Source organism: Limnohabitans planktonicus II-D5, from assembly GCF_001270065.2.
Lineage (GTDB): Bacteria > Pseudomonadota > Gammaproteobacteria > Burkholderiales > Burkholderiaceae_C > Limnohabitans_A > Limnohabitans_A planktonicus.
The window spans coordinates 201,814-220,017 of the sequence record NZ_LFYT02000001.1; the positions used below are offsets into that span (position 1 = coordinate 201,814).

At 57.7% G+C, this 18,204-nt stretch carries 11 protein-coding genes and 1 pseudogene; 5 read left to right on the plus strand and 7 right to left on the minus strand.

Annotation, left to right across the window (positions count from 1 at the left end):
• Positions 1–368 precede the first annotated feature (368 nt).
• From H663_RS21115 to H663_RS21125, 3 genes are all read right to left on the minus strand, one after another.
• On the minus strand, positions 369–2,609 hold the full coding sequence (locus H663_RS21115) for an NADP-dependent isocitrate dehydrogenase (RefSeq protein ID WP_053173180.1): 2,241 nt from the start codon (positions 2,607–2,609) through the stop codon (positions 369–371).
• A 612-nt stretch (positions 2,610–3,221) separates the two neighbouring features.
• On the minus strand, positions 3,222–4,556 hold the full coding sequence (locus tag H663_RS21120; protein ID WP_053173182.1) for an NAD(P)/FAD-dependent oxidoreductase: 1,335 nt from the start codon (positions 4,554–4,556) through the stop codon (positions 3,222–3,224).
• Between the two features lie 274 nt (positions 4,557–4,830).
• Complete coding sequence (locus tag H663_RS21125; protein ID WP_053173626.1) at positions 4,831–6,363, minus strand: YifB family Mg chelatase-like AAA ATPase; 1,533 nt, start codon at positions 6,361–6,363, stop codon at positions 4,831–4,833.
• 195 nt (positions 6,364–6,558) lie between these two features.
• On the opposite strand from H663_RS21125, the gene H663_RS21130 reads away from it, so the two are divergent.
• Genes H663_RS21130 through H663_RS21140 form a run of 3 tightly spaced genes read left to right on the plus strand, consistent with a single transcriptional unit; the run spans position 6,559 to position 9,265 of the window.
• Complete coding sequence (locus tag H663_RS21130) at positions 6,559–7,332, plus strand: TorF family putative porin (protein WP_053173184.1); 774 nt, start codon at positions 6,559–6,561, stop codon at positions 7,330–7,332.
• Positions 7,333–7,361: 29 nt separating this feature from the next.
• Positions 7,362–7,700 carry a P-II family nitrogen regulator gene (gene glnK / locus H663_RS21135; protein WP_053173185.1) on the plus strand — a complete coding sequence of 113 codons (339 nt, stop codon included), beginning with the start codon at positions 7,362–7,364 and terminating at the stop codon, positions 7,698–7,700.
• Between the two features lie 23 nt (positions 7,701–7,723).
• Positions 7,724–9,265, plus strand: a complete 1,542-nt coding sequence (locus tag H663_RS21140; protein WP_053173187.1) for an ammonium transporter — start codon at positions 7,724–7,726, stop codon at positions 9,263–9,265.
• Between the two features lie 240 nt (positions 9,266–9,505).
• Here the strand turns inward: H663_RS21140 and H663_RS21145 are convergent, their stop codons facing one another.
• A complete protein-coding gene (locus H663_RS21145; RefSeq protein WP_053173188.1) occupies positions 9,506–13,012 on the minus strand; it encodes an Ig-like domain-containing protein in 3,507 nt (1,168 codons plus the stop codon).
• A gap of 635 nt (positions 13,013–13,647) precedes the next feature.
• On the opposite strand from H663_RS21145, the pseudogene H663_RS21150 reads away from it, so the two are divergent.
• Positions 13,648–13,974: pseudogene (locus tag H663_RS21150) on the plus strand (ammonium transporter); the annotation flags it as partial.
• 773 nt (positions 13,975–14,747) lie between these two features.
• The gene (locus H663_RS21155) at positions 14,748–15,695 is read left to right on the plus strand and encodes an SMP-30/gluconolactonase/LRE family protein (protein ID WP_053173628.1); all 948 of its coding nucleotides are present in this window, start codon (positions 14,748–14,750) and stop codon (positions 15,693–15,695) included.
• A gap of 360 nt (positions 15,696–16,055) precedes the next feature.
• On the opposite strand, the gene H663_RS21160 is transcribed toward H663_RS21155, so the two are convergent.
• Genes H663_RS21160 through H663_RS21170 form a run of 3 tightly spaced genes read right to left on the minus strand, consistent with a single transcriptional unit; the run spans position 16,056 to position 17,905 of the window.
• Entirely contained in the window at positions 16,056–16,715 is a 660-nt protein-coding gene (locus H663_RS21160) for a glutathione S-transferase family protein (protein ID WP_053173192.1), read from the minus strand.
• A 21-nt stretch (positions 16,716–16,736) separates the two neighbouring features.
• Complete coding sequence (locus tag H663_RS21165) at positions 16,737–17,123, minus strand: hypothetical protein (RefSeq protein WP_133239932.1); 387 nt, start codon at positions 17,121–17,123, stop codon at positions 16,737–16,739.
• Entirely contained in the window at positions 17,120–17,905 is a 786-nt protein-coding gene (locus tag H663_RS21170) for a biotin--[acetyl-CoA-carboxylase] ligase (protein WP_053173195.1), read from the minus strand. Before H663_RS21170 ends, H663_RS21165 begins: the two co-directional genes overlap by 4 nt.
• Positions 17,906–18,204 lie beyond the last annotated feature (299 nt).

Below are 18,204 nucleotides of genomic sequence, written 5' to 3' on the forward strand. Positions count from 1 at the left end.
ATGTAACAAATTAGATTCTTGGTCCCGTCTATTTCTCTAGGCTTGGATGTTGAAGGTATTGATCCGGCACGCTGCAGTGTGAAATGTGTGATGCATGTCATCTTGCAGGTCAGCACTCGCCGAGTCCGTCAGGATAGGTTTGGGCACAGGCCCATGTCGGTGTCTTCGACCACCGACCTGCAACATCTTTGAACATTGAAAACTTCACAGGGCCGAATCCATTGAAAACGCAGTTGACCGCATTGAACCCGCTGGAAGCCCCTGTGCATCGTGAACGCTGTGATGAAAAAACCCCGCTGACCTGGGAGGTTGGCGGGGGCTGGGGGCGGTATTGCCTGGCGTGCGGGCCGCCAGGGATCAGCCGGACATCAGGCAGCGTTGGTGCTGGCCAGGGCTGCGTTGAAGGTGGCGCTGGGGCGCATGATGGCGGCCAGTTTGGCTTGGTCGGGCATGTAGTAGCCGCCAATGTCCACTGGGTGTCCCTGCACGGCGTTGAGCTCGTCCACGATCTTTTGCTCGTTCTCGGTCAGTTGCTTGGCCAAAGGTGCGAACTGGGCGGCCAAGTCCTTGTCTTCGGTTTGCTCGGCCAATTCCTGCGCCCAGTACATGGCCAGGTAAAACTGGCTGCCACGGTTGTCGAGCTGTCCGGTCTTGGGCGAGGGATTCTTGTTGTTGTCCAGCAGTTTGCCCGTGGCGGCGTCCAGGGTTTTGGACAAGACCACGGCTTTTTTGTTGCCGGTTTTCATGCCCAGGTCTTCCAGCGACACGGCCAAGGCCAGGAATTCACCCAGCGAGTCCCAGCGCAAATGGTTTTCTTCGACCAGTTGCTGCACATGCTTGGGGGCAGAGCCACCCGCGCCCGTTTCGTACATGCCGCCACCGGCCATCAAAGGCACCACTGAGAGCATCTTGGCCGAGGTGCCCAATTCCATGATCGGGAACAGGTCGGTCAGGTAGTCGCGCAAGATGTTGCCGGTGGCGCTGATGGTGTCAAACCCACGAACCACGCGCTCCAGCGTGTAACGCATCGCACGCACCTGGCTCATGATTTGAATTTCAAGACCCGAGGTGTTGTGCTCATGCAGGTACATCTTCACTTTGGTGATCAGCTGAGCTTCGTGGGGGCGGTACTGATCGAGCCAGAACACCACGGGCATGCCCGAGTTGCGGGCGCGGGTGACGGCAAGCTTGACCCAATCGCGGATCGCAGCATCCTTGACTTGGCACATGCGCCAAATGTCGCCAGCTTCCACGTTTTCAGACAAGAGCACCTCGCCGGTGTTGATGTCGGTGATGTTGGCCACGCCGTCTTCTTGGATTTCAAAGGTTTTGTCGTGCGAGCCGTATTCTTCGGCTTGCTGGGCCATCAGGCCGACGTTGGGCACAGTGCCCATGGTCTTGGGGTCGAAAGCGCCGTGCCATTTGCAGAAGTTGATCATCTCCTGGTAAATGCGGGCAAAAGTCGACTCGGGCATCACGGCCTTGACGTCTTTCAGACGGCCGTTGGCGTCCCACATCTTGCCGCCGTTGCGGATCATGGCGGGCATGGAGGCGTCCACGATCACATCGTTGGGTGAGTGGAAGTTGGTGATGCCTCTGGCCGAGTCCACCATGGCCAGCTCGGGGCGGTGCTCGTGACAGGCGTGCAGGTCACGCTTGATTTCGTCTTGCTTGGACTGGGGCAGGCTGGTGATCTTGTTGTACAGATCGGCCATGCCGTTGTTCACGTTCACGCCCAGCTCCTTGAACAGGGCGCCATGCTTTTCAAAGGCTTCTTTGTAGAAGATCTTGACGCAGTGACCGAACACGATGGGGTGCGAGACCTTCATCATGGTGGCCTTGACGTGCAGCGAGAACATCACACCGGTCTTGCGTGCGTCCTCGATTTCCTTTTCGTAGAACTCGCACAGGGCCTTTTTGCTCATGAACATGCTGTCGATGACTTCACGGTCGAGCAAGGAAACTTTGGGTTTGAGGATGATGGTTTTGCCGCTTGTGGTGATCAGCTCCATCCGAACGTCGCGGGGGCGGTCCAGGGTCATGGACTTTTCACCGTGGTAGAAATCGCCAGCGTGCATGTGCGAGACGTGCGAGCGCGAAGCCTGGCTCCACTCGGCCATGCTGTGCGGGTTTTTGCGGGCGAACTCTTTGACGGCGCGGGGCGCGCGGCGGTCGGAGTTGCCTTCGCGCAGCACGGGGTTCACCGCCGAGCCGGTGCACTTGGCATAACGGGCCTTGATGGCTTTTTCTTCGTCGGTTTTGGGGTTTTCGGGGTAGTCGGGCAGGGCGTAGCCTTTGCCTTGCAACTCTTTGATGGCGGCGGTCAACTGACCCACCGAAGCGCTGATGTTGGGCAGCTTGATGATGTTGGCTTCGGGCCTGAGGGTCAGCTTGCCCAGTTCAGCCAGGTTGTTGGGGGCGCGCTGTTCGGGCGGCAACACATCCGAGAACTCACCCAAAATACGGGCGGCCACTGAGATGTCGCTCTCTGCCACTTCGATGCCGGCGGGGGCCGCAAAGGTGCGGATGATCGGCAAAAACGAGGCCGTGGCCAACAAGGGTGCCTCGTCGGTCAGGGTGTAAATGATCTTGGATTTGTCAGCAGCCATGGGGTGTCTCACTTTTGGTCGAGGATGATGCGGAGGTCGAGAACGAGTAGGTTCTGACGCTCACTGGGGCTTCTGCGGTCTCAGTCGAGGCAGATGAAGCGCACTATTTTAAGAGAGCCAAAGAGTGGTTTTTCTTACGCAAGGCTGTTCATGGGCGTGCCACGCCACAGAACAGGACAGTTTGAGAGTGAACTTTTTGCCGATAACCTTGAGAGGAATGGGCTTTGTCATGGCCCCAGAGGGAATGCGAGTCGCCCGAATGGCAGGGCTTGGTGGGTCAAAGCTTTCACACTGCGAGCGGGCGCTGAGCCTTTTTCCGTCGGCAAGGCACGCCAAGCGGGCCACACGGCATGAAGCACATGCACTTTGACTTTTCACCCAAACTGCAGGCCCTGAGCAAGCGCACCCGGTAATTCATGGCCGAACCGGGGACTCCGCTGGAAAAAGCCCACAGTTCATACCCTGTAGGTCGGTGGCTTCAGCCCCGACAAGTGCCTGATTCACCGCCACTCACCGTCATCGCCTCGAATGGCAAATCCAGGGCTGTCGCAGCTGAAGCGGCCGACCTGACAAAGTGCATGACTCGGCTTGCAAGCTCCAACCGCTGGGGTGTCAACTGCCGGTGAAGTCTTTGACCATCTTGGCGTACCACTGCAGGTCTTCTTGCCACAGGGCGGGGCGTCGGAAGTTGTCGTCGGTGACGGTTTGCAGCAAGTGGCCTTCGGTGCCCATTTTGTAATCAAACTTCACGCTGATGGCTTCGAGCGGTTCGGTGTTGACCAGCATGAAGCACAGGTTGTCGATGATGAGCGGCTTCATGGCCTGGTTTTTGGATTGCTGCGCGATGTAGGTCGACACGCTGCGGCCCATGCGGTTGGCCACATGGCCGCTCTTGGGGTAGTGGCCAAACTGTGGCGACACTGCGCCCACGCTGTCGCCGATCACAAACACGCTCGGGTCGTCCTTCAGGTTGTAGAACTCGGGGTGCACCGCCGCCCAGGTGCTGGGCTTGCCGTCCGGGGTTTTGCCAATGGCGCCCATTTTCCAGACCAGATCCGCCGCCTGGTGGTGGCCCATGAAGATGGCGTCGTCAAACTTGAAATCGCCCGCCTGGGTCTTGACGACTTTGTTGTACGGGTCCAGTTCTTTCACACCCGCGTTGGAGACATAGGTGATGGTGTCGTGGTACAGCTCGTCAAAGGCCATGCGGTAGCCGCCGCCAATGGGCATGATGCGGGGCTTGGGGTCGAGGATCAGGATCTTGGCGGGGATCTTGTTGCGCTGAAAATAATCGGCCATGAGGCAGGCACGCTCATAGGGCGAGGGTGGGCAGCGGTGCGGCGGTGGGGGCAGCGTCATGACAAAGGTGCCGCCTTTGAAACCCTTGATTTTTTGCTTGAGCGCCAGGTGCTCGGAGCTGGGCACATAGGCGCTGGAAAAATGCTTTTGGGTGTAGGCGGCGGCCGCGCGGTCGTTGCCAAACCAGGGCTCGTAAGTCACGCGAATACCAGCAGACACCACCAGCCAGTCGTAGTCGACAAAGCCTTGCGCCGTGTGCACGCGCTTTTTGTCGCGGTCGATGTCGGTGATTTCAGTCTGCACAAAGGTGTAGCCCATGCGCTCGGCCGCAGCTGTGTACGAATGCACCAAAAAAGAGGTGTCCACCACGTCCACCAGCCATTTGTTGCTCAGCGGGCAGGACCAGAAGATGGGGTTTTTCTCGAGCAGCACCACTTCCAGGTCGGGTGCGTCTTCACGCAAATGGCGGGCAGCGGCCAGGCCCCCCCAGCCGCCGCCCAGAATGAGCACTCGGCGCTTTTTGCCCTTGGGCATCAGCTCGGTGGTGGGTGAAAACAAAAATGGCTGAGCGATGACAGCAGGGGACGCAGCAGACAGCGCGCCCAGTGCTGCCGCGCCCTTGATGAGGGTGCGACGTGCGGGGGTCATGAAGGACTTCCGTGAATGAGAGGAGAAACCTGTCGGCGCATACGAGGAGCGGGGCTCCAATGCCTCGAAGGCAGGTGTTTCACGCGCCGGGGTGCGTGAGTGGGGGATATTACGCGAACCATCGGGCGTTGCCGGACTGGCTTTGCCCGCATCCATGCGTTTGAAAATGACACCGAAATCCTGCGTCAGGGCGTTGTCAGCGCTTGAAACAAGCGCCAAAGTGCGCGGCGTACGCTTGGCTCTGTGGCAAGCCCCGCCCCCAAGGCGATGGGTTTCACTGCTCCTTGAGCACCCGGCGGTATTGCACGGCTTCGGCCACATGGCTGGTTTCGATGGTGTCGCTGCCGGCCAGATCGGCGATCGTGCGGGCAACTTTCAGACTGCGGTGGATACTGCGGCCGCTCCAGCCGAGCTTGGCGGCGGCTTTTTGCAGCAATGCCGTTGCCGCATCGCTCAGCCTGGCTTGCGCATCGATGGCCTGGCCTTGCAGCGCGGCATTGGCGCAGCCCTGACGTGCCAATGCCTGCTGCCTTGCGGCCAGACTGCGGGCGCCGATGGCCCCGGTGCTTTCGCCCGGCGGTGCGTTCAGCAGGTCTTGTGCGGGCAGACTGGGCACTTCGATGTGCAGGTCGATGCGGTCCAGCAAAGGGCCGCTGAGCTTGCCCTGGTAGCGGCTGATCTGGTCGGGCGAGCAGCGGCAGGCCCGTGTTGCACTGCCCAAATAGCCGCATGGGCAGGGGTTCATGGCCGCGACCAGCTGAAAGCGCGCAGGAAACTCGGCCCGCCGGGCCGCACGGGCGATGGTGATGCAGCCGGTCTCCAGCGGCTCGCGCAGGGCTTCCAAAGCGGCGCGGGGAAATTCGGGCAATTCGTCCAGAAACAAAACACCGTTGTGGGCCAGCGAAATTTCGCCAGGCCTCGGCGGCGAGCCGCCGCCCACCAGCGCCACCGCACTGGCCGAGTGGTGCGGTTGACCCGTGGGGCGCTGCGCCCACCGGTCCAGATTAAACCGCCCGGCCAAGCTGGCCACGGCCGCTGATTCGAGAGCTTCTTCGACCGACATGGGGGGCAGCAAACCTGCAAAGCGTTGCGCCAGCATGGACTTGCCTGAACCCGGGGGGCCGACCATGAGCAGTGAATGCCCTCCGGCAGCGGCAATTTCCAGCACACGCTTGACGCCCGCCTGACCTTTCACATCGGCCAGGTCGGCGTAAGGTGGCGGGACGCTGGGTGTGGTGGCGGCCATGCGGGCCCAGCCATCACCGGGCTCGGGTGGCGTTTCATTCGATGGCGGCAGGAATTGCTGCACCACATCCAGCAGATGTTTTGCCCGAAACACCTCAGCGTCGGGCACCAAAGCGGCTTCTTCGGCGCTGCCCGGTGGCAGCACCAAGCGGGTGCGCACATTTTGCTGGCGAAGCACCAGGCTCATGGCCAAGGCACCACGCACCGGCCTCAGTTCGCCCGACAAAGACAATTCACCCGCAAACTCATGACCTGCCAGCCGGGCCGCGTCAATTTGGCCGCTGGCCGCCAGGATGCCCAGCGCAATGGGCAAATCCAGGCGCCCAGAGTCTTTGGGCAAATCGGCAGGCGCCAGGTTCACGGTGATGCGTTTGTTGTGAGGGAAGTCCAGACCGCTGTTTTGCAACGCTGAGCGCACCCGCTCGCGGGCTTCCTTGACCTCGACATCGGCCAGGCCCACCAGCGTGAAGCTGGGCAAACCATTGGCCAGATGCACCTCCACGGTGACTGCTGGGGCCTGCAGGCCCACCAGTGCACGGCTGTGCACCAAAGAGAGACTCATATTTCCTCCCTGCCCCATGTTGGTGCATGGTGTGTGCATGGGCACGCAGTCTTGACGCACCCGCCTGTTTTTAATGCGATTCAAACATGCACAGCGCTCCACTGCACGGGTGAATGCCCGAAGTCATGGCCAAGAAGAGTTGGCACGGTCCCTGCTTAGGAGAGTTGTCCTCAACAACTTTTCCAGGAGTTCCGCATGAAAAAGATCCTCGTTCCTTCCCTGATCGCTTGTGCAGTCAGCGCTTTGGCTCCCGTGGTGCACGCCCAAACGGCTCCTGCCGCGGCCGCCAGCAGCCTGTCGTTCAACGCCGGTGTGGTGTCTGACTACCGCTACCGTGGCATTTCTCAGTCGCGCCTGGAGCCTGCTTTGCAAGCCGGTGTGGATTACGCAGACAAGAGCGGGTTTTATGTCGGTGCCTGGGGTTCTTCGATCAAGTGGATCAAGGATGCCACTGCGACAGATGGCTCTGTAGAGATTGACCTGTATGGCGGTTACAAAGGTGCCATCGGTAACGTGGCCTATGACGTGGGTTACCTGCGTTACGAGTACGTGGGCAATAAATTGGGCAATGTGGCCATCGAAGGAGTCCCCTTGTATGGCACTGCCAACACAAATGAAATATACGGCGCAGTCACCCTGGGTGCTTACACCGCCAAATATTCCTACGCCTTGTCCAACTTGTTCGGTAACCTGAACAGCAAGGGCAGCTACTACCTGGACCTGAGCGCCACGTATGACCTGGGCGGAGGCTATTCATTGGTGCCACATGTCGGCTACCAAAAAGTCGCCAACACGCCCGATGGCACTTACACTGATTACGCACTGACCTTGGGCAAGGACTTGGGCAATGGTCTGAGCGCAACAGGCGCGATCATGGGCACAAACGCCAAAAAATCTTTCTACTACACACCACAGAACAAAGCCACAGGTGACACTGGCCTGGTTGTTGGTCTAAAGTACACATTCTGACCTCCCCCCTCACAACACAAGGAGCCATCATGAAACTGGTGACCGCCATCATCAAACCCTTCAAGCTGGACGAAGTGCGTGAAGCACTCTCGGGCATTGGCGTGCAGGGCATCACCGTGACCGAAGTCAAGGGCTTTGGTCGTCAAAAGGGCCACACCGAGCTGTACCGGGGTGCCGAATACGTGGTCGATTTTTTGCCCAAGGTGAAGATCGAAGCCGCCGTGTCTGACGAACTGGTCGAGCGCGTGATCGAAGCCATCGAGTCCGGTGCGCGCACCGGCAAGATCGGCGACGGCAAGATCTTCGTGTACGACCTCGAACAAGTGATTCGCATCCGCACCGGTGAAACCGGCGGCGAAGCCCTCTGATTGACAAGAAAGAGAGTCGACCCATGAAAAAACTACTCGCTACCTTGGCCTTGGGCCTGAGTTTGAGCCTGGGCCTGTTGGGCACCAGTTCGGTGGCCACCGCCCAGACCGCACCGGCCGCCGTGACGGCACCAGCTGAAGCCAAAGCCCCCGCAGCGGCCCCAGCTGCGGCTCCTGCTGCTGCGGTAGTTGCTGCACCCGCTGCACCCGCAGAAGCCGCCCCGGTGCCTGTGCCCAACAAGGGCGACACCGGCTGGATGCTGCTGTCCACCTTGCTGGTGCTCATGATGGCTGTGCCTGGTCTGGCCCTGTTTTACGGCGGCCTGGTGCGCAGCAAGAACATGTTGTCGGTGCTCATGCAAGTCATGGTCACCTTCTCAATGATCCTGGTGCTGTGGTTCGTGTATGGCTACAGCCTGGCGTTCACCGAAGGCAATGCCTACATCGGCGGGCTGGATCGACTGTTCATGAAAGGCATCTGGGACAACGCCACAGGCACGTTCGCGAATGCCGCCACCTTCTCCAAGGGGGTCTACATTCCTGAAGTCGTGTTCGCCGCATTCCAGGCCACTTTTGCGGGCATCACTTGCGCGCTGATCGTGGGTGCCTTTGCTGAGCGTGTGAAGTTCTCTGCTGTGCTGGCTTTCATGGTGCTGTGGTTCACCTTCAGCTACCTGCCGATCGCCCACATGGTCTGGTTCTGGATGGGTCCTGACGCTTACGCATCCAAAGAAGTCGTGGACGAGATGACTTCCAAGGCCGGTCTGCTCTGGCAGTGGGGTGCGCTGGACTTCGCGGGCGGTACCGTGGTGCACATCAACGCCGCTGTCGCCGGTCTGGTCGGTGCCTTCATGATTGGCAAGCGCGTCGGTTACGGCCGTGAATCCATGGCGCCTCACAGCCTGACATTGACCATGGTCGGCGCTGCCTTGCTGTGGGTAGGCTGGTTTGGCTTCAATGCAGGTTCCGCGCTCGAAGCCAACGGTTTCGCGGCTTTGGCCTTCATCAACACCATGATGGCCACCGCTGCCGCTGTGCTGGCCTGGTGCATGGGTGAAGCCCTGATGCGTGGCAAAGCCTCCATGCTGGGTGCTGCCTCTGGTGCTGTGGCTGGCTTGGTCGCCATCACGCCAGCGGCTGGCAACGTCGGTATCGGCGGTGGTGTGATCATCGGTTTCATTGCGGGTTTCGCCTGCCTGTGGGGTGTCAACGGCCTGAAGAAACTGCTGGGCGCTGACGACTCGCTGGACGTGTTCGGTGTGCACGGTGTGGGTGGCATCGTGGGGGCCTTGCTGACGGGCGTGTTCAACTCGCCATCCTTGGGCGGCCCCAGCGCCGTGGGCGACTGGGTCACGGTGAGCATGGTGACCGCTGACGCCTACTCCATCGCTGCACAAGTGTGGACACAGGCCAAGGCCGTGCTGCTGACCATCGTCTGGTCGGGTGTGGTGTCGGTCCTTGCCTACAAGATCGTTGACCTGACCATCGGACTGCGCGTTACGGAAGAAGAAGAGCGCGAAGGTCTGGACATCTCCTCGCACGGCGAGTCGGCCTACCACGGTTGATGCCTTGAATGTCGGGTGACGCTTGTCACCCGTCTTCTCAAAAAGCCCGCAGCGCTTGCGCTCTGCGGGCTTTTTTCATGGCTGATCAGCACGCATGGGGTGTGTCACCAGTCTGACCACCCGCTCACTGAAGCCAGCCCTGCTGGCGATTCAAGCGCTGTTGGTGCGCAGACATTGCTGCAGGGCAAGCTCTGTCAATGATCAGTTGTGTTGCGGCACAGGTCAGACGGAGCGCTGTTATTAAATAATCACCTGAATGGCAACGGAATTCAACCAAATATCCGAAGCGGAAGAGGGCTGTAACAGTGGATCATTTGCATAGATAACTGAATGCCACTCAGCTTGAGTATTTGTGGCTGACCAGTAAGGATCTACATGACTCCATTTGTCGTCAGTCGGATTGAGTGCAGCCAACAAATCATGCAATTCTGTCTCGGTGGGAAGTACCAGCGTAAATCCATTGATAATCACCGACCGTTCATCATCGATTCCTAATGCGGCACCATTGATTTGGGTGTCAAAAGTGTCGGCACCTGCATTGAACAAATTATCGAGTTGATCATGGGTGATTTGATCGTCTAGATTGTCATTTGCATCGCCATTGCCAGTCAAGTCCAAATAATAATACCATTTACCATTATCTAATTTGGTGCCGCCAATCAGGTGCAGATTAATGTCATTGTTGTTTCCAAAATCCAGGGTGCTGGGTAAGGCCACCGTAAAGTTAAAGCTGGTGTCATCAGTAATGGCAGCAGAGGAATTGCCCGCCAAATCGGTGATGACCCCAGCATCTGCATGAATGGCATAGTGGTGCCCGGGGGTCAAATCATTTGCCGGGTCAATGATCAAGCGCCTGTCCAGCACATGAAGCTGTCCAGCCGGATTGGCCAGATCAATGTCGAAGCTTGTGCCATCGGTCAAATCCTTAAAGACAATATGTCCATTGTCACCCAAAACCACAGTTTCATTGAAAACGAAAGTGAAATTGCCATCACTCACATAATCTTGTTGATTATCAAGAGGGGCGCTGGTGTCTAGCACTGGCGCTGTGGTGTCGACGGTCAATGCCAGCGATTCATCCATCAGTTGATCAGTTGCATCGAATCGTAAGGTGTGTACAACATGATCGCCAACTTCAGGCAAGGCTTGATGGACGGTTGCAACATAGCCCCCATCATTTAAAGCCGTCAAACTTACGGTGGACATATTGTCAAAGTTTGGTGTTATATCCTTGACACTGCCTTTCAAATTGCCATCAATATCGAAACGTTGAGTAAAAATGTGACTGCTCCCCCCCCCGCCCCAGCTCACTAAATAATCCCCTCCTGTGAGTGAGACAATTTGAGGGTATGAATCTTCTAGGCCATCCCCACATTGCAAGCGTGCCACGGGCATATCAGCAGCATTGGTGCTCCCATCAAAATGCTGTACGAAAACATCCGAAATTTGATTGTCTAAAGTACCCTCCGACCAAGTCACTACATAATCTCCATTATTCAAAACAGCTATTTTGGGGGAGGTTGTAGAAAGCCGATTTAGACTCACAGGGGGTTGAAGCAAATTGCCAGTTGCATCGCTACGCAGCAGGTAGATATCTTCATTATTTCCTGCGACATAAGCCATCAAAAAGCCGCCATCACTCAAGGCTTGAACGGCAGTCCATTGGCCAATCGATTCGGTCAGATTGATCTGACCAACTAAATTATGGTCATTGTCAAAAACCCTGGCCATACTGGAGACATTGGGCGGATTTGAGTATGAACCACTCACTACATACCCACCGTGGTGCAATGCCACAACATCCAATTTACTGGCGTTTCCCAAAACACCCAAGGCTTGCGAGCTACCCATCAATTGATGATGACTGTCAATGCCTTGAACATAATAATCCGAGCTTTCATCAGACCAAACAACTGCACACCCAGAATAAGCGCCACCATTTTCCAGGGCAACGATCCGGGGGGACTTGATTTGGCCCTGCAGAGGATTGGAACTGGCCGAGAATGACAATAGACTGGCTACTGCCAAATTGTCAGCGTCATAGCGCTGCACATACAAGTCTGTTCCTGTTGACGACTCTCTGTTCCATACCACCAAGTACCCTGCATCTACGGTAGCGGCTATATCTAAATTCATATTCTGGAGAAGACCATCGTTTGGCAACTCCACAGGATTGCCAATCGCCCGGTTGCTACTGTCATAACGTTGCGCGAAGCCCCCCCAAACAAGTCCTTGCTGTGAAAACAACTCACTTTGCCAAGCCACCACATAGCCCCCATCGCTCAAAGCTACGACTTTCGGCCATACATTGGCACCATCTGACAAGTTGTACAAAACAGGCTGTACACGCGTGCTTGTGCTGTTCAATGCAACGTGATCACTGGTGTTGTTTGCGGCGTCAGTTTGCCTGACCAACACACTGCCCTGAACATAAGCCCCCTGCGTTGCTACAAAACGGTCGGTGGTGGTGGTCACCGCTGTACCACCGTTGCCAGGATTCCAAGAATTCCCCCCGTCGAGCGAATATTCCCAGGTGGCGCCAATTTCCAAGCCGGAAACATCAATGGTCCCATTGGCCGTTAACAGATCGCTGCCACTGAGTCCCATATCCTGATGCAAAGCCAGCACAGGGGCTGAAACCGATGTATCAATCGTGAGTTCTTCTGCTCTCAGATCGCTGCTGCTGCCCAAGACGTTGATCACTGTGGCATCTACGCTGTAGCTGTGACCATCGGTAAACGTCAGTAATTGCCCCGAGCTCACAACCGCTGTTGCGGTATCAATGCTCCAATGACCTGTGTTGCTCACGAATACATCGTTATAGACGGCGCCATTGATCACGACCTTCAAGTGATCTTCTGCTTGCAGCGTGGCTGTTCCTGTGATGATGGGCGTCAGATTGTTTGTGATTTGGATGTCAACAGTAGGTGCCGCAGGACTATTGCCCAAAAATACATCTGTCTGGACCGCGCCACCCGTGGCCGGGTTGCCCGCGGCATCGGTGTAGGTGGTGGTCACGGTGGCGGCGCCTTGGCCAGCGGCGCTCACATCGGCAGCAGGCAGCAACACACTCACAGTGCCTGAAGGGTTGAGCGAAGCGCTCACGTCACTGGCGGTGACGGTGTAGGAGACGGGTGTGCTGCCGTCGATGCTGACGGTGATGACATCACCGACAGCGGCGCCCTGAGGCAGCGTGACGACCACGCTCAGGCCGTCAGCCGCTTCAGCGGCATTGACGCCGTTATTGGCTTCGGGGATCGCCACTGTGGGGGCGTTAGCAGTTGCAGATGCTTCATTTTTTGCGGCTTGAGATGCAACAGCAATTGCTGTGGGGACTGCAACTGCCGTCGTTGTAAACAATGAGCTTGCAGCAACTTGAGCAATCGCGGCGCCACTGTTTTCGGCGTAGATCACCCCTTCGCTCAATTGCCGTAATTGGCTGGCATCTGCTATGACCCATTGATCACCCATCAGAATTGCATCTGGCTCTGTATAAAAGTTCTTCAACTCCACATATTCTTGAGCATCATCTTCACTTTTGATGATCAAGTCACGATCCATTTTGATCAGCTTGATCTTTTGGTTTGCAACCGTTTGACTTCCAGTCAAGGTAATGCCGTCAATGATGACGGTGATCTTTTCACCGAGGCTGACCGTGTGCTTGACGGGTGTTTGTCCTGCCTGCCGTTCAGCGATTGTGACTTTGGTTGTATTGGAAGTGTCCTTGATTTCGAGTTGAATTTTCATGGCCAGATCGGTGAATGAAGTGAATGGGATGGGTTGTGTCTGATTACGAAGTGAAGCAATTCAACGGTTGACTGACTGACAGTGTTTGTGTGGTGTGGGCATCAGTCTGTACTCAGCACACAAGCCAAATGTTTGTCCAAACCGATGTTGGAAAAATTTGTGGCAATGTGAAGAGTCGCGGACTTGATCGAAGTTATTTCTTGACGAACATGTGCATTGCTCAGCTTGTCTATGCAGGCATGGATAAACGCTGTATGTCGTCACGAATACCCAGCCAAATCGCTGGTTTGTATCAATATTTAATAATAAATAGGTATTTTTATTATTTGTCATTTGATTGTAAGGATTCAGATGGGGTTGTCAGATGCGGTCTTGGAAAATTGATGAATGTTGCTGAAAAGTGATAATTTTACCATTGTAATTAAATCATATATTATTGATCTTTGTGTCGATTTCAGGAAGTCCAAGAAGTCGCGAGGCTAATCTGAATCTTTCAATTTGTTGCTGCCAGCCCGATGGGCTTGACAAGGCCCACTGAACCTGCGGCCGGCGGACAATTAATGAGGTAATCCCTGTGTCCCCCGGATCGCTTTTCACGCTTTTCTGGGGGCATGCGGCTGGGGGGGCGACATGCTAACTCGCTGGACGTGTTCGGCGTGCACGGTGTGGGCGGCATCGTGGGGGCCTTGCTGACGGGTGTGTTCAACTCCCCATCCTTGGGCGGCCCCAGCGCCGTGGGCGACTGGGTGACGGTGAGCATGGTGACCGCTGACGCCTACTCCATCGCTGCACAAGTGTGGACCCAGGCCAAAGCCGTGCTGCTGACCATCGTCTGGTCGGGTGTGGTGTCGGTCGCCGCCTACAAGATCGTTGACCTGACCATCGGCCTGCGCGTCACGGAAGAAGAAGAGCGCGAAGGTCTGGACATTTCTTCGCACGGCGAGTCGGCCTACCACGGTTGATACCTTGAATGTCGGGTGACGCTTGTCACCCGTCTTCTCAAAAAGCCCGCAGCGCTTGCGCTCTGCGGGCTTTTTTCATGGATGATCGGCGCCTCTGTCATGTGCCTGGCCGCACGCGCCCCGTAGGAGCCAGCCTTGCTGGCGATGGGGCGTTTGGGCTTTTGCGACCCATACAAGGATGCGGGCGGTGGTCAGTAATTGGCGGCCAGCGCACATGTTGATGCCATTGAGTAGGGCCAGATTAAAGGTCAATGGATCGGTAAGAGTCTAGCCATTTAAGCGTGACGCCAAAGCTTCTTTGAACTGAATAAACTCGGAAAGGCTTTGGAAGCCAATAGACAAAACGCGGCCCCGCCCTGAAGAGGAATAGGTGGTGATGATTTGTTGGTGGTGGATAGTTTGTAGTGAAACTTGATGAATTTTTGAATATTGATCCGGCCCTGTGAAGTTTTATTGATTCGGCCCTGTGAAGTTTGACATGTGTGCAACATGTCATCTCGCAGGTCGGTACTCGCCGAGTCGGACATGATGGGTTTCGGCACAGGCCCATGTCGGGGTCTTCGATGGCCGACCTGAATCATCTTTGTGCATTGAATACCTCACAGAGCCGAAGCAACAGGCGCAAACATTTGCGAAATCAGCGTGTCTGATCCATAAGAAAGCCCGGTCAGGTCGTGAAGTTCTTTTGGGTTACAGCCCGGCGCATGGTGCCCAAAGGCAAGGCAGGCAGGGGCACAATGAGCAGCCCCTGCAAGACCAGCCCTGAGCACACCATGACCCTGTCCATTTCTTCTCCCTGGCAAGCCTTGACCCGCGAGCCCGACGGCCTGAGCGAATCCCCTTTTTGGCACCCGCATGAGCAGCGCCTGTATTGGGTGGACATCCCCGGGTGCCGCTTGGCACGGGTCTTGGTTGAAGGTGCTCAGGCCAAAGGTCCGGTGGAATACTGGCCCCTGGCTCAGGAGCCCGGCTGCATCGCGCCGGTGCAAGGCGGCGGTCTGGTGATGGCCCTGCGCGATGGCATTTACCTGGCCCGCGAATGGGGCGGCCCTTTGCAAGCACTGGCAGCTGCGCCCTACGACACGGGCCGTTTGCGCTTCAACGACGGCAAATGTGACCCGCAAGGCCGATTTTGGGCGGGCAGCATGTACGAGCCGCGTGACCAGGCCCTCGGTGTTTTGTATGCCCTGCAAGGGCACGATGTGCAGGTCATGGCGCACGGTGCCACCACCGCCAACGGCCTGGCCTGGTCACCGGACGCCCGCACCCTGTACTGGGCAGACACCGCCGCGCACCGCGTGCGGGCCTGGGACTTTGACGCGAGCAGCGGCGCTGTGACGAACGAGCGGGTGTTCCACCAATTTGCCAGCAAGCCTGCAGCCTGGGTTTGGGGTCAGCGCGACCCGTCGGTTTACGGGGGCCGCCCGGATGGTGCCGCTGTGGATGCCGAAGGTGCCTATTGGTCAGCCCAATACGAAGGCCAGCGCTTGGTGCGACTGTCGCCTCAGGGCGAAGTCCTGGACGAAATCGACACCCCCGTGCCCTGCCCGACCATGCCCTGCTTTGGCGGCCCGGATTTGCGAACCCTGTTCATCACCTCCTCGCGGCAAGGGCGCAGCGACGCAGAATTGGCCCGCTACCCCTTGGCGGGTTGCATTTTTTCGACCCGTTTGGATGTGCCAGGACTGCCTGTCAATTTCTATCGTCCGCCCGCCTATTGATCCGGCACGCTGAAGTTTGAAATGTGTGAGCGATGTCATCTCGTAGGTCGGTACTCGCATAGTCCGACATGGCTGGTTTCTGCACAGGCCACATGTCGGAGTCTTCGACCACCGACCTACGAATACACAGCCCTCGTAGGTCGGCACTCGCAGAGTCCGACACTGCCCGCTTCGGCGCCGATCCATGTCTGGGTCTTCGACCACCGACAACAGCTTTGCGCATTGAAAACTTCACAGGGCCGAATCAATAAGCCTACGCGGGCCTACTCGGTCGGCGCAAACCTGTAGGGGCGTAAGCCGCCGAGGGAATACAGCGTGCCTCGTGGTAGGTCGGCACTCGCAGAGTCCGACGTGGCTGCCTCAGGCGGCAGGGCTCATGTTCAGCTGCAGGCGTTCACGCGCCATGACGCGGGACACAGCGGGCACGGCCGCCACCTTCTGCACAAAGGCCCACAGCTCGGGGTGCACCTCGGGCGCAATGCCTGCAAGAGTGCCCCAGCGCGTGAGCGTCAGGCTGTAGGCGTCCAAGGGGCTGAAGTGTTCACCGGTCAGCCAGGTTCGGCCTTGGGCCGCAGCAGCTAGGACCAGCGACTGCAGCTCGCCCAGCATGCCGTGAAACACTTGCGTGTTGTAGGTTTTCAGCGCTGCCTGCACATCGGGCTGGTCCGAGAATTTTTGCGGCATGAAGATGTGGGTGAAGGTGGGATGCACCGTGTTGTTCATCCAGGCCAGGGTCGAGAGGGCCTGCGCACGGGCGATGGGCTCGGTGGGCAGGAAATGCGCATCCGGAAAAATCTGGTCCAGGTGCAGCACGATGGCCACAATCTGCGTCACCACCTGACCCTTGTTCACCAGCACAGGCACCTGACCGCGTGGGTTGATGGCTTTGTAGTCGTCGTTGTTTTGCTCGCCTTTGTGCAGCTTGACCATGTTGGGTTCAAAGGCGGTGCCGCTCATTTCCAGCAGCACATGCGGTACAAACGAACAGGCGCCAGGGGCGAAATACAGTTTCAGGCTCATGCAGAGGTCTCCAAAAGGGGGTTATCGGACAGCTTTGGCATCAGAGCGCACAGCGGCCGGGGTGGATGGCGTAGATGAAGGGGCGGCAGTCGGTGTGGCTGCCGATGTGGTGAGTGCTTGCGATGCGGCTGGAGACGCTGGCACTGAGCCCGCATCTTGGGACGCCTCGGCGGGCGAAGGAGTGGATGCATCGAGACCAGGGGCCGGTGAAGGTGCAGCGGCGGACTCGCTGGCGGCCGGGCGTGGCGGCAATGTGAGGGTCACGGCCTCAGGGCGAATCTGTTGTTGCAAGCGCTCGGGTTCACGTTTCACATTGGGGCCCCAGCCCCAGCGGTCGAAGACGTCCCGCTGCCAGGCCAGCGCCACGGCGTTGCACAGCAGCAAAAATCCAAACAACCAACGCATCATGAAGAGGTGTCCTTGGGCAAGGGTCGCACGCTGACTTCGGCGCTGTGGATCTCCTGCACGCCCAAATCGGTTTGCAATCGTAGCGCACCCCCAGGGGTGAGGCCCAGGCACAGCCCTTGCTGGCCATCGCTGGTGTGAACGCGCTGGCCTTTGAGCACATCACGCACTTCAAAGCGTGACAGCAAGGGGGCAAAACCTGTGTGTTCAAAGTCCAGCATCGCCCGGATCAAGGGCGGCACCACCTGCGACAGGCAGGCTGGTGCGGTGAGTTGGGGCAACAATTCCGTCAAGGCGGCAGGCGCAGTGCTCAGGCCTTCAGCGGGCCTGGGGCGGATGTTCAGCCCCACGCCGATGACCACTTGGCTGCGCCCACCCATGCTGGCTGCTTCCACCAGAATGCCCCCCAATTTGCGGGATTGGAACCACAGGTCATTGGGCCATTTGAGGCCCACCTCGGCGTGCAGGCTTTCGGCCAGGCTCAGTCCCACCGCCAGACTCAGCCCCGACCAGTCTTGGGGGGACATGGGCAGGCTCAGCGAAAACGTGAGCGAATCACCCGCCTGGCTTTGCCAGACGCGGCCCATGCGGCCCCGGCCTGCGCTCTGCCGTTCGGCCACGAGCAGGGTGGGTTCGTGCTGACCGGCTCGGGCGCGGCGCATGAGTTCGCTGTTGGTGGAATCGATTTCCGGCAGGATTTCGACCGTGAAATCGGGCAGAAGCGGGAAAACCTGCTCCCAAATGGCTTCGGCAGGCCAGGGGGTGTGGAGATCAGGTGGCGTCATCGCAGGATTCATAGGTTGAGGCATTGTTCGCCAAGCGGGACCCTCCAGAAATGGGTGATCAAACAAGACTTTAACGCCAGAATGGCGCGAGGCAGTTCTTTGCCCTGTCGGCGTCCTGATCCCGCAATGATCGGCAGGGCTTCGAAACCTTGGGGTTTGTGGCCAGTACATCCACTGAAGGGTGTGATTGTCGGATATGACTGCTGCATGGCGATGATCTTTTTCGAATGGGGGCTGTCGTGATGTTCAACATGGCCTCTCAGATGAGTGGTGAAGCAGAATTTCCCCCTTGATACGAG

Coding starts and splice junctions, on each gene's coding strand:
- H663_RS21115 (WP_053173180.1), bottom strand. CDS start 2,609: ATGGCTGCTGACAAATCCAAGATCATTTACACCCTGACCGACGAGGCA.
- H663_RS21120 (WP_053173182.1), bottom strand. CDS start 4,556: ATGACCCCCGCACGTCGCACCCTCATCAAGGGCGCGGCAGCACTGGGC.
- H663_RS21125 (WP_053173626.1), bottom strand. CDS start 6,363: ATGAGTCTCTCTTTGGTGCACAGCCGTGCACTGGTGGGCCTGCAGGCC.
- H663_RS21130 (WP_053173184.1), top strand. CDS start 6,559: ATGAAAAAGATCCTCGTTCCTTCCCTGATCGCTTGTGCAGTCAGCGCT.
- glnK (WP_053173185.1), top strand. CDS start 7,362: ATGAAACTGGTGACCGCCATCATCAAACCCTTCAAGCTGGACGAAGTG.
- H663_RS21140 (WP_053173187.1), top strand. CDS start 7,724: ATGAAAAAACTACTCGCTACCTTGGCCTTGGGCCTGAGTTTGAGCCTG.
- H663_RS21145 (WP_053173188.1), bottom strand. CDS start 13,012: ATGAAAATTCAACTCGAAATCAAGGACACTTCCAATACAACCAAAGTC.
- H663_RS21155 (WP_053173628.1), top strand. CDS start 14,748: ATGACCCTGTCCATTTCTTCTCCCTGGCAAGCCTTGACCCGCGAGCCC.
- H663_RS21160 (WP_053173192.1), bottom strand. CDS start 16,715: ATGAGCCTGAAACTGTATTTCGCCCCTGGCGCCTGTTCGTTTGTACCG.
- H663_RS21165 (WP_133239932.1), bottom strand. CDS start 17,123: ATGATGCGTTGGTTGTTTGGATTTTTGCTGCTGTGCAACGCCGTGGCG.
- H663_RS21170 (WP_053173195.1), bottom strand. CDS start 17,905: ATGACGCCACCTGATCTCCACACCCCCTGGCCTGCCGAAGCCATTTGG.